Raw genomic sequence first — 16,662 nt, forward strand, 5'->3', positions numbered from 1 at the left:
TGTCTAGCCGATAGGAACCGACTTCGCCGCCTAGCGCACCATGTATCCGCGGGCCACAGCGGTAAACGACTCTACTTGGGCAGACTGCCACACTTCATCATTGCCCAGTTCCTTCGCCAGCAATTCTGCCACCTTCGGCGCCATACGCACTGCCGCCTTCGCATTCAGGAAGAGTGCACGCGTCCTGCGCGAAAGCACATCTTCCACCGTGCGGGCAAACTCGTGCCTTGCCGCCCAAACGACTTCCGCCGCGATATATGGCAGGGCGTCATCCAGCACGGCTCCCAGCGATGGATCTCCCGCAGCCAGTTCATCGATCAGCGGCGCATCGGAGCCATACACCGACTTCGCGCCGAACTTCTCCGAATGCGGATGGTAACCGTGGATGTTCAGCGTCTTCGTCACGCAGTCCCGCTCCGGCAGATCCCCCAGCGTGGCCGCATGGTTCACACAATCCTGGGCCATGTTTCGATACGTGGTCCATTTCCCGCCCGTGATGGTGAGCAACCCACTCTGGTCAATATGGATCGTGTGGTCGCGGGAAAGTGCCGCCGTATTCTTCCCGCCACCTGCTTTCACCAGCGGTCGAATGCCGGCGAACGCACTGAGGATATCCGCACGCGTCGGCTTCTTCTCCAGGTACAGTGCCGCCGTGCCCAGCATGAACTCAATCTCCTGATCCATGGGCACCGGTTCCATACTGCTTGCTTCTATCGCCGTATCCGTGGTACCAACCAGCGTGTGCCCATGCCACGGAATGGCAAACATCACACGTCCATCGCTGGTATGAGGCACCATGATGGCGGTATCGCCCGGAAGGAAGGAACGATCCAGCACGATGTGTGCACCCTGACTGGGTGAGATCATGGGCTCCGTGTCCGGCTCTGCCATCTTTCGCACACCATCGGTGAAGGGACCCGTGGCATTGATGATCACATTCGCGCTGGAGGTGCATGCCTTCCCGCTTTCCATATCCTGCCAGGTGACACTCTCCACCGTGCCGTCCGTTCCCTTGTTCAGCCCCGTCACTTTCGCATAGTTCAGCAGCGTACCCCCCTGTTCGATGGCCGTCGTCACCATGTTGATGAGCAGCCGTGAATCATCAAACTGGCCGTCATAGTATATCACCCCACGACTCAGCCCCTCTGTGTTCACGTTGGGAAGCATCTTCAGCGTCTCCTCGCGCGACACAATCTTTGACGGTCCGAAACCATACTTCCCGGACAGCATCTGGTAGAGCTTCAGGCCTATGCCGTAGAATGGCCCCTCCCACCAGGAGTAGCTGGGCACAATGAAAGGCAGCTCACTCACCAGGTGCGGAGCATTCTGCCGCATGATGCCTCGCTCTTTCAATGCCTCCATCACCAGGGACACATTCCCCTGCTCCAGATAACGCACACCACCGTGGACCAGCTTCGTGCTGCGGCTGGACGTTCCCTTTCCATAGTCATGCTGCTCCAGCAGCAGCGTACTGTAGCCGCGCGTCGCGGCATCCACCGCCACTCCAACTCCCGTGGCGCCTCCGCCAATGATGATGATATCCCAGGGCTTGGTTTGAGAGACAGCCGATTTCAGCAAGTCAGGGCGGTTCATAGAGTCGGGAGGGGTGCGGGTGAAGATTCCGATGCCGGGGGCTCGTCCGGGATGGCGTGCAACTTGGTCCTGTTCAAAACGATGCCGGCCGCGATTTTGATGAACAAGGTGTAGATGATCAGGCCAAGCGCCCAGATGCCAGCGGTGATCTTCCACTCGATGGCGCTGGGCCGGTACTCCACGATCTCATGAAGCGTGGACGGCACGAAGCCGGGAATGATCAGACCCATGCCCTTCTCAATCCAGATGCCGATGAATGCCAGGATACAGGCGGTGTTCAAGATCCAGTGCTTGGTGAAGACACTGGGCAAGAGCATCAGCACCGCAGCGACCGCAACCAATGTTATCGAACTCCAGATCCACCACACCAGTTCATCATGACCATGCAGTCCAAAGTACAAATATCGCGCCGCTGAGGTGTGAGCACCGCCTGTGTAGAACTCTGTGAACACCTCTGACACGACCATGAGCAGGTTCACCAGAATGGTGATGCGCATGATGTTTACCAACGTGCGGATCGGACCGTCGCCAAAATGGCGCCCCACAGCCTGACGAATCACCTGGATCGCCAGCACAATAAACGCAGGACCCGAGACGAATGCCGAGGCCAGAAACCGGGGCGCGAGGAGTGCTGTGTTCCAGAACGGACGTCCACCGAGACCGCAATAGAGGAATGCCGTGACCGTGTGGATCGAGATGGCCCACACGATGGAAAGAAAGACAAAGGGCACATACCACCGCGGATCCGGGGTCTGCCCCAGATAGCGCATGTACAGGAGGTAGGCGCAGATGTAGGCATTGATGAAAAGGTAACCATTCAGAACAATCACATCCCAGCTCAGCATGGAGACGGGAAAATGCAGGCGGCCAAAAGGCGGGAGCAAGTGCCAGAAGCGATCTGGGCGGCCCAGATCGCAGATCACAAACATGAGGCTCATGATAATCGCAGCGATGGCCAGCAACTCTCCAATGATGACGATATCATGCATCTCCTCATCATGGTAGAGATAGGCGGGTATCACCATCATCACACCGCCGGCAGCGAGACCGACAAGGAAAGTGAAGTTCGCAATGTAGAGTCCCCATGAGACATGGTCACTCATATTGCTCAAGGCCATGCCGTCACGCACCTGCACCGCCCACGCATTGGCTCCCACCAGAAAGATGGCAGTCAGGCAGAACATCCATATGTAAAACAGCTTGCCCCCATCCAGTGATTCCAGCGCGGCATTGCCAAGAAAACGACCAAAGTTCCGCCAGAATGCGGGACGACTGGGACTCGGGCTGGCCTCGGGAGCAGCGCTCATGATGCAAGTGTGCGAAAGGCGGCGGATGCAAAATCAACTGTCAAAGAAGTAGAAGAACTGTGGCTTCAGGCCGAGATCCTCTTTCAGGATGAAGACACGCTTGTGCTCCAGCACCCAGCGGATCTCGGACTGGGGATCGAGGAGGTTTCCAAACACACGCGCGCCAGTCGGGCACGCCTCCAGGCAGGCGGGCAGACGTCCATTGCGCGTGCGATGCAGGCAGAAAGTACACTTCTCCATCGTGCCCTGTGGCCGGATGCGGTTGCTGAGATATCCCTGGTTCGGATTGATCTCCTCCTTGGGGATCACCGGCTTGGTCCAGTTGAACCGGCGCGCATGGTAGGGACAAGCCGCCTCACAATAACGGCAGCCAATACACCAGTTGTAATCGACGACGACAATCCCATCCGGCTCCTTCCATGTGGCCTCGACCGGGCAGACATCCACACAGGGCGGGTGCTCACACTGCTGGCACTGCACCGGCATGTAGAATTTATCCGGCTGCGGCACCGGCTTGTCGTAATGGGCATTCCCCTGCTCCATGTCCATGCTGCCCTTCTGCATTTCAAAGACGCGGATGTACGACTGATTGGAGGGCCGATCGTGATTATTCTCCAGATGACATGCCTCAGCGCATTTCCGGCAGCCGTTGCAGACACTCAGATTCAGTGCGTATCCAAACTTCACGCCCTCCTGCGGCTTCGTGTCTGAAATGGTGACATCGGCACCGTACTGCTCCTTTGTCTCCTTTTCGAGTCGCCGCAATACGACTTTCAGGTCGACCAAAGAGAGCTCTTTGTAATGGCGTTGCAGGAACTCATCGACCGAAAGTGTATCCACCCATTCTGTCAGGGGAGCAATGGCCCGTGCAAAGGCTGCCGCACCGAGGGTCGCGCCCACCCCCTTCATCACCGTGCGCCGGGACACGCAGCCACAGTCTTCTTTGCCACATCCACTAGTACTGCTGCTGCTCATGGATTCTTCGGGAGGAGTTCATGGGTCTTCTGCACCGGATGCTCCGGCAGAGGCACAGAGATCCGATCTCTGGGTGGGAAAATCGGCTGCACCAGCGGGAACTTCGGCGCATGAGGATCGTGACAATTCGTACAGGTGTTGCGCGTCCGGGGACCGCGGGTCAGATCCCAATGTCCATTCATGCCTCCATGGGCGCCATGCTTGTAGCTCTCAAGCTGGTGGCCATGACACTGGCCACACAACTGCATCACATCCTTGAACTCGATCCGGCGGTTGTCCGCCAGGTGAAGCGAGCTGTAGTCGGACGCATTGTGGCAGCTCAAACATGAGAGCCCGCCATGAGCGTAGTGCAGCCCCTGGTGAAACTTCAGGAGCTGATCACCCCTGTTGATCTGAGGATTGGGTGTTGATGTCGCGTGACAAGTGACACATGCAATCTCCACCGCCTTTCCCTGCGCATCGACCATGCCGCTGTTCACGGCTGGTGTACCGTCCGGCTCCCGGATGAGCACGGGATGAAGCACGGCGGGCTCAGATCTCATCGAAGAAGAACCCTCCTGGGCTCGAGGTGCAGACACAAGTTTTTCTTCAGAACCCAGGACATGATGCACCAGAAATCCTCCGCCAAGAAGCAATGCGACTCCTGCGAATAGAATAAACGGGAAGCGAGCGAGATTTTTGGATGCCCAAATCATCATTATCCTTGCTCACAGGTTGATAATTTCAGATAATAACATGACTGCATCAATTTGTGTAAGCAAAACCATGTAGGAAATGGAGCGCGAATGAAAATCAACTCGGCCAGCTCCATCGGCACATGCATGTGCTTGGGAGTTTGGAGGCGTCAGGAACAATCATCACGTTGAGCATCGGTTTATCATGCCCATCAGCGGACTCGTCATCACCCTTGCCGAAGATTGCCGGCTTGCCCAGGAGGCAGTGACTGCTCTGGCAGCGCGGCCTGAAATCATGATGGGCGCTCGCCAACAGCGCTGGTTGCCGGTGGCGGTCGACGGACGCGATCAGACCCACAGCCGGGAAGTGCATGACTGGATAGGCTTGCAGCCCGGGGTGACATTTGTCGATGTCACATCCGTCAGTTTTGAGATTGATTCTCCGTTGTCAGCGGAAGTTGGACACACCTGAACCTAGCCCCCAAATCCGAATTCTTCATGAATGCGCATCTCGATCGTCGGGAGATCTTGAAGCTCTCTGCGCTGGCCGGAGCTGGCGCCGTCGCCGCGGCACGTGCAGGTGCCAGCGCAGTCGCGGCTTCACTTCCCTCGGAGACGGGAGCCATCAAATGGGACAAAGCCCCCTGTCGATTCTGCGGTACAGGCTGCCACGTGCGGGTGGGAGTGAAGGAAGGACGGGTGGTAGCCATCGAGGGAGACCAACTCGCTGAGGTGAATAAAGGCCTGCTATGCGTGAAGGGCTACCACGTGGGACTCGCTCTCTATGGCAAGGATCGGCTTACCCGGCCCATGCTGCGCAAAGGTGGAAAGCTGGAACCTATCTCTTGGGAGGAGGCCATCGAAGTGGTGGCTCAGCGCATCATGACCTCGCCGGAGAAGTTCGCCATCTATGGCTCGGGACAATGGACCATCCCCGAGGGCTACGCGGCAAACAAGCTCATGAAGGCCGGGCTTTCCAACAACCACATCGAGCCAAACGCCCGTCTTTGCATGGCCAGCGCCGTGACGGGATTCCTGAGCGTCTATGGTGTGGATGAGCCGGCCGGGGCCTACGACGATCTGGACAAGTGTGATGTGCTGATCCTCTGGGGCAATAACATGGCCGAAATGCATCCCGTGCTCTTCAGCAGGGTCATCGACCGCCGTGCCCGCGGGGAAAAAGTCACCATCATCGACCTCGGCACGCGACGCACCCGCAGTTCGGAGTTTGCGGATCACTATTGGGAGTTCAAGCCGAATGGCGACCTTGCCATTGCCAATGGCATCGCTCATCTCCTGCTGAAGAATGGCACCTATGACAAGGAGTTCGTGGAGCGCCACTGTGCCTTCCGTCAGGACAAGACCGCTGCAGCCCTCCACGGCGAGTCCATGACCTTCGAGGACTACAAGGCCACACTCGCCCCCTTCACCCCTGAACATGTGGCCCAACTCTCGGGTGTGCCCGCGGAGAAGATCCAGATGCTGGCCGATCTCTTCGGCAATCGCGACCTCCGCATCACCAGCACGTGGTGCATGGGATTCAACCAGCACAACCGCGCGACGGACATCAACCGTCTCTGCCATTCCATCCACCTGCTAAGCGGCCACTTCGGCAAGCCTGGGGACGCCCCCACCTCCTTGACCGGTCAACCGAGCGCCTGTGGCACAGCGCGTGAGGTCGGCACCATGTGCCACTTCCTTCCGGGCGGACGCCTCGTGGAGAATGCCGAGCATCGCGCGGACGCGGAGAACCTCTGGAACGTTCCGGCCGGACGCATCAAGCCGAAGATGGGATACCACACCGTGCTCCTGTGGGAAAAATTTTGCACACCCACGGACAAGGGTGGTGACATCAGCACCGTGTGGGTCCAGGTGACGAATCCCGGACAGTCACTCCCCAACCTTCACAAGCTCTTCCAGGCGAAGAAGGACCTGGAGGACAAATTCCTCATCGTCTCGGATGTGTATCCCACCGCGACCACCGAACTGGCAGATCTCGTGTTGCCCTCGGCCATGTGGGTCGAGAAGAACGGCATCTACGGCAATTCCGAGAGACGCACGCAACAGTGGTTCAAGATGGTGAATCCGCCGGGAGAAGCCCGCGACGACGCCTGGCAGAATATTGCGGTCGCACGCAAGCTGTTCGAGCTCGGGCATGCCGGTATGAAGGACAAGGAAGGAAAATTTCTCTTCACCTTCAAGGACGAGGCGGGGAAAGACGTTCCTGCGTGGGAGTGGCCCCACTACCACGACCTCAATGTCGACAAGGCGCTCTTTGAAGAATACCGCGCCTTCTCCCGGCTGAAACACAAGGACCTCGCTCCCTACGATGAATATGTGAAGGCGCGCGGACTGCGCTGGCCGGTGGTGCAGCAGCCCGATGGGTCGTGGCGCGAAACGAGATTCCGCTTTGCCGAGTTCGATGATCCCTACGTGAAGAAGGGTGCAGGGATCCAGTTTTACCATTCCACTACCAAGGACGATCGCGCGCAGGTGTGGTTTGCCCCCTACACCCCACCGGCAGAGGCGCCCGATGCGGCATTTCCCTTCTGGCTGTGTACAGGCCGGGTCCTGGAGCACTGGCATACCGGCACCATGACGATGCGCATCCCTCAACTGCACGGCGCCGTTCCCTTTGCTTATGTGGAAATGCACGCCGCAGACGCGGAGGAACGCAACATCAGCAATGGCGACAGCGTGGTGGTCAAGACACGGCGGGGAGAACTGCGGCTGCCCGTCTGGGTAAATGGACGCAGCCAACCTCCGCGCGGCAATCTGTTCATTCCTTTCTTTGATGAGCGCCTGCTCTGCAATCTTCTGACTTTGGATGTGACGTGTCCGATCTCCAAGGAACCGGACTACAAGAAATGCGCAGCTGCTGTGGTGAAAGCAGGGCTCGCCGCCGGCGCAGGAACCTTTTGATCAAAAGGGAACATGAACCCACTCACGCCAGCCGAACGGGAACGCCGCGCCAAATGGCTGAAGGTGGGTGGCGTGGTGTTGATGACCACTGCAGTGAGCGGGTTCTTCATGGGGCTGCTGCAAACACGATCGCAATTGAACCTGACCGTTCCGCTGCAACTCGTGACGGATGCGCGGGACCTCACCGAAGTGCCGCCCGGCAGCGTACCGATTGCGGTGTCTTATGCGAAGCAAGACTGGCTCCGTGAAGGCAGCAACGCGCAGTGGCGCAATGATCTGGCGAAGCTCATCCAGCCGCCACCACCTCCAGGTCCGCTCCAACCGGCGACTGATGAACAGCGCGCCCAGGCACTCCACCAGCGCGAACTGCGGCGTGCTTACGATGGCGCTCCTCCCGTCGTGCCTCACCCCATCACCCAGGAGTCATCCGCCTCGTGTCTGGCCTGTCATGGCCCGGGGCTGGTCGTGAAGGACAAGACCGCTTCAAAAGTCAGCCATGCGCACTTCTCGAGCTGCACCCAGTGCCACGTGCCGGGAAACGGCCCACAACTGCAGCCGTCCGAGACGACCTTGCTGGCTGAATTCGGAGAGGGGAACACGTTCCATGGCATCGCGTCCCATGGTAAAGGCACACGAGCCTGGCCTGGCGCACCGCCGACGGTGCCACATCCCACGCAGATGCGCTCGGACTGCATGAGCTGCCACGGACCAACGGGATTGGCAGGATTGCGCACGAGTCATCCAGAGAGGCAACAGTGCGTGCAATGTCATGTGCCCACCCAGCCAGGCCTTCCGATTGGAATCTTCACAGCATTGTCTTCATGGGCTTCAAAGGAAGAGACCAAAGAAGGAGCGGACGAGTGATGTCACAACCATTCACGGCATGAAGGAACGATGCTCCAGACGTGAGTGGTTTTCCAGCGTCCTGCGCCCCTGGCAAAGTCGCAACGCCAAACCGACCGCATTGCGGCAGGGAATTCCCTCACGCGAACCGGTGGCATCAGCTCCGCAAACAACTACACCACCGACGCCGGACATCCAGCGTGTCGCAGTAGTGCAGGGTCGCTTCTGCATCGCGCTTACCTCCTTCTGCTCTGTGTGCGTTGAACGGTGCCCCGTACCGGGCGCCATGGTATCACAGCGGGGCATGCCCACGGTGCTCGCTGAGGCATGCACCGGATGCGGTATTTGTTTTGATGTCTGCCCCGCTCCGCGCAAAGCCGTCCTCATGCTGGCAAAGAAGCCAATCCCACCGGTGGGATGAGCATGCGACCTCTCCGCTCCGTCGTACAAACACTCTCCAGATATCCGCATGTCCGAGACTCCAGCCGATAGCAGCTCAAGGTCCGAAACCGCAGCGAATCCCAACGCGCCCCTCCCTCCCCTGCCCGAATTGCATGGCGGCATGCTCAACAACGAGACACTCGCACAGTTGTTTGAAGACTACAGCCATTGCACGACGGTCACGGAGATCATACCAAAGCATGCCGCGCAGAGCCATGTGCCGGAGCAGTCGCACCTCACGCTGGCATCCGCGCAGGAACTCCTGCGAACAGGCAGCGTTCGGGCCCTGCAGGTGCGCTATCACTTCGATGGTGGAGAATGGTGGGACACGATCATGACGCTACCCGAGGGCTTCCGCCTCGTGCGAATCCGCCATGATTTCGGGCAAGCATGAGTTGCCCCGCCCTGATTGCCATTGTCTGCTATTTCTTCTTCGCGGATTTCCTGGCGGGCTTCTTCTTGGCCGGCTTGGAATCCTGGCGCTCCCAACCTTGGGCACGTTTCAGAGCTTCATTCCATCGTTCCCTCAGTTCCTGTACCCTGGCCCTGGGCATCTTCGGTTCGAAGGTCTTGTCGATTTGCCATTGATGGGAAATCTCACCCGTGTCCTTCCAGAACCCAACAGCCAGCCCAGCGAGGTAGGCTGCACCCAGTGCAGTCGTCTCCGTGACCACTGGACGCACCACAGGCACGCCGAGCAGGTCTGCTTGGAACTGCATGAGCGGCTCACTCTTTGAGGCGCCCCCATCCACGCGTAGCTCCGGCAGCTTCTTCCCCGTGTCCGCGACAATGGCATCCATGAGGTCGGCAATCTGGAACGCGACACCCTCCAGCGCCGCACGGGCGATATGGGCCGCGCTCGTGTCTCGGGTCAGGCCCACAATGGTGCCACGTGCATACGCATCCCAATGTGGTGCACCGAGCCCGGCGAACGCCGGCACCAGGAACACCCCGCCACTGTCCTGCACGGAGGCCGCAAGCATATCCACCTCTTGCGCGGACCTCACCAGTTGCAATCCATCGCGCAGCCACTGCACCACGGCGCCACCGATGAAGACACTCCCCTCCAGGGCAAACTCCCGCTTCTTCCCCAGTTGCCACGCCACCGTAGTGAGCAGCCTTTGCTTCGAGGCGACCGGCGTCGTGCCAATGTTCTGCAGCAGGAAGCAACCGGTGCCATATGTATTTTTGCTCAGGCCAGTCTTCACACACATCTGGCCGAAGAGAGCAGCCTGCTGGTCACCTGCGATGCCCGCCACCGGCACGCCTTGCAGACCGAGCGAGGTGCTGATCTCTCCGTACACTTCGCTGGAGGAGCGCACCTCCGGCAGCATGCTCAGCGGGACATTGAAGAGCTTGCACAGCTTCTTGTCCCATTCACCCGTCTGGATGTTGTAGAGCATCGTGCGGGAGGCGTTGCTCGGATCCGTCACGTGCGCATTCTTGCCACTGGTGAGCTTCCACACGAGCCACGTGTCCACCGTGCCAAAAAGCAGGTCTCCCGCCTCTGCCTTCTTTCGTGCGCCGGGAACATTTTCCAGCATCCACGCGACCTTCGTCGCGGAGAAGTAGGCATCAATGAGCAGGCCAGTACGTTGCTGGATCATCTTTTCGTGGCCGGCAGCGCGAATTTCATCGCACATGCCTGCCGTGCGCCTGTCCTGCCATACAATGGCATTGCAGATGGCATCCCCCGTGTGGCGATCCCACACCACCGTGGTTTCCCGTTGGTTGGTGATGCCCACCGCTGCGACGTCACTCGGACGGATTCGCGCCCTACCCAATGCCTCCACCGCCACGGAGATCTGGGAGAACCAGATCTCCTGCGGGTCATGCTCCACCCATCCGGGTTTCGGATAGATCTGGCGTATTTCCTTTTGTGCCACGGACTTGATCTGGCCGTCGTGGTCAAAAACAATGGCACGCACACTCGTGGTGCCGGCATCAAGAGAGAGGACGTAGGACATGGTCAGGGAAGCGTGGTTTTTTCGATGACTTTCTGAGCGAAGAGCAGGTGATGCACTCCAGCACCAATCAGCCCGCCGATGATGGGCCCCACCACAGGGATCCATGCGTAGCTCCAGTCGGAACCTCCTTTACCCGGAATGGGCAGCAGCGCGTGCATGATGCGGGGACCAAGATCCCGCGCAGGATTGATGGCATATCCCGTGGGACCGCCCAGCGACAAGCCAATGGCAAACACCAGCAGCCCTATCAGAAGCGGTCCGAACCCCGTGGACCAGCCCTCCACGGTGAAATTGCTTTCCGAGGGAATCGCCAGTGCGCCAAAGACCAGCGCGGCCGTTCCAATGATCTCGCAGATGAGGTTTCCAGGCGTATGCCTGATACCGGGTGCTGTACAGAAGATGCCCAGCTTCGCGCCTTGATCGGAGGTTACCGACCAATGCGGCAGATACGCCAGCCACACGAGTGTGGCGCCAATCATGGCTCCCAGCATTTGGGCGGCAATGTACCCAGGGACCAATCCTGGATCAAACTTGCCGATGGCAGCCAATCCAATGGACACCGCCGGATTGAGGTGTGCACTACTCACTGTACCGACGGAGTAGGCTGCGATCATCACCGCGAGCCCCCAGCCCGCAGTGATGACAATCCAGCCTCCATTCTGGCCTTTCGATTTGTTTAACAACACATTGGCGACAACTCCGTCGCCAAAAAGGATGAGCAATGCCGTGCCCACAACTTCTCCAAGGTAGGGTTCCATAAGGGATAGGAAGCGTTCACCCCTAGTCAGCGCAGAAGGCCACTAAAACGTCAATACAATTGCACGCATAACCTTGATTGCCGGCGCTCTGCAGCGTCAAGCCCTCAGCCAGGCATCCCGATGTTCTGCGACAAACGCGTCATCGCTGAGATGTGGATAGGCGGCGTATACCCGGTCAATCTCATCCTTCTGACCGGAGCTCAGGCCTTCACTTTCATCGAGGCACCAGAGGCCCTCCAGCAATCCCTGTCGACGTAGAACCTCATGAAGACCTGCAATGCATCCGTGATAGTGATTTGCTGCATCAAAGAATGCAGCATTGCAATCGGTGACTTCCACGCCAAGTCGCAGCAAATCCGGGGTTGGCTCCGCATTCCGGCTGTTTCTGTGATATTCCACCGCCTGCCGGGTCCACACTGACCAGTGCCCCAGCAACCCGCCGACAATCCTGCGGGCCGCACCTCCGAAGGAATAAGGCGTGAGAAAGTCGGCGATGATATTGTCGTCATTTCCCGTGTACAGGGCAATGTCGTCACGCCCCACCTCCATGACGGCGCGAATCACATCGAGCGTCTGATACCGGTTGAACGGCGCAATCTTGATCGCCACCACGCCCTCGATTTCGGCAAACCTGCGCCAGAAGGAGAATCCCAGCGCCCGCCCCCCAACGCTCGGCTGCAGATAGAAACCCACCACCGGCATGACCTCCGCCACCGCACGGCAATGGGAGATCAGAGCATCCTCATCCGCATCCCGCAGGGCAGCGAGGCTCAACAACACCACGTGATAGCCGAGCTTCTCGCACGTCTGCGTTTCCGCGACGGCCTGTCGCGTTTCACCACACACTCCCGCAACACGCACCAATGGATGAACAGCTCGATTCATCTCCTCCGCCGCGAGGGAAAGCACCGGCTCATACAACCCCACACGCGGATCGCGAATGGCAAACTGCGTGGTATGCACTCCCACCGCGAGGCCACCCACACCAGCCGCGATGTAGTAACGCGAAAGCGCACGCTGACGCCGCTCATCGAGCTTCCTCGCGGAGTTCAAAGCAAGCGGGTGCGCAGGAATGGCGACCCCCTCGTCCAGCATGGCACGAATCCCCAGATTCATACCTTCAGCGCATAGTGGATCTGCCGCCCCACTTCCACGAATCCGCATGAGGGATAGAGATGCTGTCCCACAACATTGTTCGCCATGGTCTCAATCATCACATAGGCCAGGCCTTCACCACGGCAGTATGCAACCGCATGGTCAATGAGTTTGCGCCCAATGCCCCGGCCCTGAGCAGTGCTGTCCACCGCCAGATTGGGAATGCGCCCCTTCCCTACACCGGGGTCAATGCGAGTGGTGATGTATCCCAGCACTTTCCCGTCCTCCTCCATGACGAACACGCCAGCTGGATTCACCTCGCAATCCTCATCCACCTGTCGGGCCTTGCGCCAGCGCCAGTCATGTCCAGCGAGCGGACCAAAGTTGCGCTCCACGTTCTGGTCGATCGCGGTGCCATCGAATCCCTCAATGGTGATGCGTCGCATCTGTTCCAAATCATCGGGCTGGTAGGTTCGTATGTTCATGGTCCGATCAGAATTTTCCGTCCGTGGCTTCGAAGTGCGTAGGCTTGTTGATGGTAGCGCCTCCCTGTCGAAGCCATTGCGCCGTTGCTTGCATCATCTCTTCGAGGCTCACCTCTGGCGGTCCGAACCACTCGTAAGAACGTGAGGCATCCCAAAGCCATGCTCGCTCTCCTTCAGTTCGCGAGATGATGGGCTCCTTTCCCAGTAATTCACCAAAACGCCCGGCCAGCCACCTTACAGACACACGCTCCAGCCCCGTGGCATTGAGTGCCAGCGGTGGATTCGAGGTGTAAGCCAGACTTTGGATTGCCCGCGCATTCGCATCGCCCTGCCAGATGACATGCACGGCGCCCATGCTCACATCCACCGGTTGCCCTGATGCCACTTTCCGCGCCACATCCAGAAGGACGCCGTACCTCAGGTCATTCGCATAGCAGAGCCGGAAGAAGAGCACCCGTGTGCCATGCTGCTTTGCGTAGTGCGTGAACACCCGCTCACGCCCCACACAGGTGGCAGCATATTCACCGGGAGGATTCAGGGCATCCTCCTCTCGCGAGCCCGGGCCACTCAATGGCACGAGTGGATACACACATCCCGTGGAAAAGACCACGATGCGTGACCTGGCATAGCGCTCCGCCACATTCGCCGGCACGAGAGTATTCATCACCCACGTGAGCTCCGGGGCCTCCGTCGTGCCAAACTTCTGCCCCGCCATGAAAATCACGTTCGGCACCTCCGGCAGGGACTGGACCGCAGCGCGCTCCAGCAAGTCACATGGGATCACAATGACCCCATGACCTTCGAGTTCAGCACGGGACTTTGCATCCGAGAAGCGTGAAACAGCGAAGACCTTCCTCTCGTGCTGGCCCAGCTCATCCAGCCCCCGCCGCACCATGCGCGCAAGCGTCGGCCCCATCTTACCGCCAGCGCCGAGGATCGCCACATCGCCTTCCAATGCCCGAAGCGCCTCGCGCACTCCGCTGGTCGGCAGACTCAGGAGATCTTCAAGCTCAGTGGTGTTTGTGGGTTGCTGCATGCGCACAGGTGGACGGCTCCACATGTACGCAGCAAGCGTGGACTTTTAGCCTGTCACCACATCTTGGTGACGGAATCATGATTTGAGAAGACATTCCGCAGTCTTCGCAGTCTCCAATGCACATCAGCAGTTCACAACCGTCGCCTACGCGACGTCAGGCAGAGAGCTGCTGGCGCGTCCAGGGAAGCTTGTCCCAATTGGTCGCCTGCACTTCGCGGGGAAACGGGACCGTCTTCTCCGGATAGTAGAAGCTCCATCCCCGTGTAGCACGCCGCACCCCCATGATGAAAACATTGCCAAACTGGCGGCCGAGGTTGGCTACCATTTCTTTTGCGGCAGCCTGATCCGGCACGTCAGTTTCGTCCACTCGAACTGCTGTAAAGCTGAAGCCATTCGCGCAAACGTAGTCGCATCGATCGATTTCGTAGGAGGACAAGATGTTCATGCCCGCATAAACACCTGAGAGCCGCTTCCAATTAGTTTCTTTTTCTTCCGGATGTTTTTTTACCCGAAGTGATATTTTTGTGCCGCCAATTTCTACAACTCGAAGCAAAAAGAATCTTGTGATGTGCTAAAAATTTCGTGCGATTGCAACACCTGCTGTTACCCGCGCAATCTTCGCGAAATCCCATCCACCAATCGCGCCCCCGCTTCACGCAGTGTCGCCTCGCTCTTCGCAAAGTGAAAGCGAACCATCTGCTTCGTCGGCTCGCGGAAAAAGCTGGAACCCGGCACGCCAGCCACACCGGCCTCTGTCACCATCCACCCGGCTGCACTGGTGTCATCTGCAAAGCCCAGCTCAGACACATCCAGCATCACATAGTAGGCCCCCTGAGGCTCCGTGTAAGTCAGTCCTGTGTCGCGAAGGAGTTTCAAGAACACCTCACGCTTCAGGCTGTAGAGATCTCTCAGTCCTTCATAGTAGCTGTCGGGAAGTTCGAGTCCTGCGATGGCCGCCTCCTGCAGTGGCGCTGCGGCGCCCACGGTGAGAAAATCATGCACCTTCCTTGCCTGCCGGATCACCGGCGCGCTGGCCTGTACATATCCCAGGCGCCAGCCGGTGATGGAGTACGTTTTGGAGAGTGAATTGCAGGTGATCGTCCTCTCAAAAGCCCCCGGGAGCGCGGCGAAATGCACGTGCTCATGGCCAGCATACACGATGTGCTCATACGGTTCGTCCGTGATCACAAAGGCATCATGCTCCTCAGCCAGCCGAAGAATCTGCAGCAACTCCTCCCGTGTGAATACCTTGCCCGTGGGATTGGAGGGATTGCACACGATGATGGCCTTGGGCTTCTGCTGAAACGCCTTCACAAGCTCTTCCATGGAAATGCCAAAGTCTGGTGGCATCAGTGGTACAAAGATGGGCTGCGCCCCGGAGAGAATCGCGTCGGCCGCATAGTTCTCGTAGAACGGGGAGAACACGATGACCTTGTCCCCCGGATTGCAGGCAGTCATCATGGCCACCATCATCGCCTCCGTGCTGCCACAGGTCACCACCAGATGCTCATCCGGATCCAGAGCCAGCCCGGAAAATCGCGAAATCTTCGCTGCCAGGGCCGCTCGGAATCTCGGCGCCCCCCAGGTAACCGAGTACTGGTGGAAATCCCCTCTCGTTGCCCGCTCAAGCGCCACCAACAATTCTTCCGGTGGACCAAAGTCAGGGAACCCTTGTGAGAGATTGATGGCCCCATGCTGGTTGGCCATTCGGGTCATGCCTCGGATGACCGATTCGGAAAAATTCGTGAGGCGCGTAGAAGTGTCAGGCATTCGCGTGCGACTTAACCGAAGCCCACCGATTCGCAAGTCTCCCACCCTGCATCCAGGTCAGACCGGCAAAAGCCTGGCGTCCCCGTCAGGAATCGAACCTGAATTTAGGGTTTAGGAAACCCTCGTTCTATCCGTTGAACTACGGGGACTTGTTAATTATGAGAACTTTACATCAATCAAATCGCCCCTAAAACCCCAAAGTTGCACCAAAAGTTGCACCTGCTGGGTCGTAAGTGCGTTGGTGTTTCGGGAGGTTTGAGAAAGTGGCATGAGCGGCTGAAGATGGCGAATTCTACGACCAAAGCAACACTCTTTCATTCACCTTAAACACTCCCGTACGGGGGCGTATCGTCGTCAAAGTTGCCTCCAACCACCCCCTGAATAACTTTTTCCCGGTACACTCACTTGGACCTGGAAACCCAGCACCGAATTCACGTCAAGGTAGGCACTCTGCTACCACCTGAGTAAAGCCCCCGGCTAAATCGCTCAATGCCTCAAGTGCGGAGACAACCACAGACCTGAAAGCCCCACCCTCAAACGAAAGACACGATGACAGAACGCGAAACACTGCAACGAATCGTAGATGACACGAACAAGCTGGCCCGGCTGTTCTATGCCTCGCAAGGCTACCACGGGCTTTCAACTGAAAGACGAAGAACCTGATTCGATAGGTCTAGCGTAAAAAAAGTTCCGGCTAGGCATGGAGCTTCGCCGGGTGCCTCAACAACAGACAATAGGACTGTTCCATGCTTCTCATCGTCGTCAGACCTCATTTTGCATCGGATTACTGTAATCG

Annotated in this window: 16 protein-coding genes and 1 tRNA gene; 5 read left to right on the forward strand and 12 right to left on the reverse strand. The window is 58.4% G+C overall.

What is annotated here, in order from left to right; translation table 11 throughout:
- Positions 1–30: 30 nt before the first annotated feature.
- The 4 genes from DES53_RS10985 to DES53_RS11000 are packed head-to-tail and all read right to left on the reverse strand — an operon-like array spanning position 31 to position 4,417.
- The gene (locus DES53_RS10985; protein WP_113958308.1) at positions 31–1,593 is read right to left on the reverse strand and encodes a glycerol-3-phosphate dehydrogenase/oxidase; all 1,563 of its coding nucleotides are present in this window, start codon (positions 1,591–1,593) and stop codon (positions 31–33) included.
- The gene (dsrP, locus tag DES53_RS10990) at positions 1,590–2,900 is read right to left on the reverse strand and encodes a sulfate reduction electron transfer complex DsrMKJOP subunit DsrP (protein WP_113958309.1); all 1,311 of its coding nucleotides are present in this window, start codon (positions 2,898–2,900) and stop codon (positions 1,590–1,592) included. The genes DES53_RS10985 and dsrP overlap by 4 nt, the downstream gene beginning before the upstream one ends.
- A gap of 33 nt (positions 2,901–2,933) precedes the next feature.
- Entirely contained in the window at positions 2,934–3,875 is a 942-nt protein-coding gene (locus DES53_RS10995) for a 4Fe-4S dicluster domain-containing protein (RefSeq protein WP_113958310.1), read from the reverse strand.
- Positions 3,872–4,417: a hypothetical protein gene (locus DES53_RS11000; protein WP_147263340.1), complete on the reverse strand. Its 546-nt coding sequence runs from the start codon at positions 4,415–4,417 to the stop codon at positions 3,872–3,874. The genes DES53_RS10995 and DES53_RS11000 overlap by 4 nt, the downstream gene beginning before the upstream one ends.
- A 337-nt stretch (positions 4,418–4,754) precedes the next feature.
- On the opposite strand from DES53_RS11000, the gene DES53_RS11005 reads away from it, so the two are divergent.
- The 5 genes from DES53_RS11005 (at position 4,755) to DES53_RS11025 (ending at position 9,149) form a co-directional block, all read left to right on the forward strand.
- Positions 4,755–5,021, forward strand: coding sequence for a hypothetical protein (locus DES53_RS11005; RefSeq protein ID WP_113958312.1), 267 nt, complete (start codon positions 4,755–4,757; stop codon positions 5,019–5,021).
- 26 nt (positions 5,022–5,047) lie between these two features.
- A complete protein-coding gene (locus DES53_RS11010) occupies positions 5,048–7,471 on the forward strand; it encodes a molybdopterin-dependent oxidoreductase (RefSeq protein ID WP_113958313.1) in 2,424 nt (807 codons plus the stop codon).
- Positions 7,472–7,483: 12 nt separating this feature from the next.
- Positions 7,484–8,335 carry a nitrate reductase cytochrome c-type subunit gene (locus DES53_RS11015; RefSeq protein WP_113958314.1) on the forward strand — a complete coding sequence of 284 codons (852 nt, stop codon included), beginning with the start codon at positions 7,484–7,486 and terminating at the stop codon, positions 8,333–8,335.
- Between the two features lie 283 nt (positions 8,336–8,618).
- On the forward strand, positions 8,619–8,735 hold the full coding sequence (locus tag DES53_RS34045) for a 4Fe-4S binding protein (protein ID WP_425468384.1): 117 nt from the start codon (positions 8,619–8,621) through the stop codon (positions 8,733–8,735).
- Between the two features lie 48 nt (positions 8,736–8,783).
- Complete coding sequence (locus DES53_RS11025) at positions 8,784–9,149, forward strand: hypothetical protein (protein ID WP_147263341.1); 366 nt, start codon at positions 8,784–8,786, stop codon at positions 9,147–9,149.
- A 28-nt stretch (positions 9,150–9,177) separates the two neighbouring features.
- On the opposite strand, the gene glpK is transcribed toward DES53_RS11025, so the two are convergent.
- The 8 genes from glpK to DES53_RS11065 all read right to left on the reverse strand — a co-directional run bounded on the left by glpK (position 9,178) and on the right by DES53_RS11065 (position 16,015).
- The gene (glpK, locus tag DES53_RS11030) at positions 9,178–10,722 is read right to left on the reverse strand and encodes a glycerol kinase GlpK (protein WP_113958317.1); all 1,545 of its coding nucleotides are present in this window, start codon (positions 10,720–10,722) and stop codon (positions 9,178–9,180) included.
- A gap of 2 nt (positions 10,723–10,724) precedes the next feature.
- Entirely contained in the window at positions 10,725–11,480 is a 756-nt protein-coding gene (locus DES53_RS11035) for an MIP/aquaporin family protein (protein ID WP_113958318.1), read from the reverse strand.
- 96 nt (positions 11,481–11,576) lie between these two features.
- Entirely contained in the window at positions 11,577–12,596 is a 1,020-nt protein-coding gene (locus DES53_RS11040; protein WP_113958319.1) for a dihydrodipicolinate synthase family protein, read from the reverse strand.
- A complete protein-coding gene (locus DES53_RS11045; RefSeq protein WP_113958320.1) occupies positions 12,593–13,060 on the reverse strand; it encodes a GNAT family N-acetyltransferase in 468 nt (155 codons plus the stop codon). Before DES53_RS11045 ends, DES53_RS11040 begins: the two co-directional genes overlap by 4 nt.
- Positions 13,061–13,067: 7 nt before the next feature.
- A complete protein-coding gene (locus DES53_RS11050) occupies positions 13,068–14,096 on the reverse strand; it encodes an NAD-dependent epimerase/dehydratase family protein (RefSeq protein WP_113958596.1) in 1,029 nt (342 codons plus the stop codon).
- 154 nt (positions 14,097–14,250) lie between these two features.
- Complete coding sequence (locus DES53_RS11055) at positions 14,251–14,541, reverse strand: hypothetical protein (RefSeq protein WP_113958321.1); 291 nt, start codon at positions 14,539–14,541, stop codon at positions 14,251–14,253.
- 158 nt (positions 14,542–14,699) lie between these two features.
- Entirely contained in the window at positions 14,700–15,866 is a 1,167-nt protein-coding gene (locus tag DES53_RS11060) for a pyridoxal phosphate-dependent aminotransferase (RefSeq protein WP_113958322.1), read from the reverse strand.
- Between the two features lie 74 nt (positions 15,867–15,940).
- Positions 15,941–16,015: transfer RNA gene (locus DES53_RS11065), tRNA-Arg, on the reverse strand.
- Positions 16,016–16,662: the final 647 nt, after the last annotated feature.

The organism is Roseimicrobium gellanilyticum, from assembly GCF_003315205.1.
Lineage (GTDB): Bacteria > Verrucomicrobiota > Verrucomicrobiia > Verrucomicrobiales > Verrucomicrobiaceae > Roseimicrobium > Roseimicrobium gellanilyticum.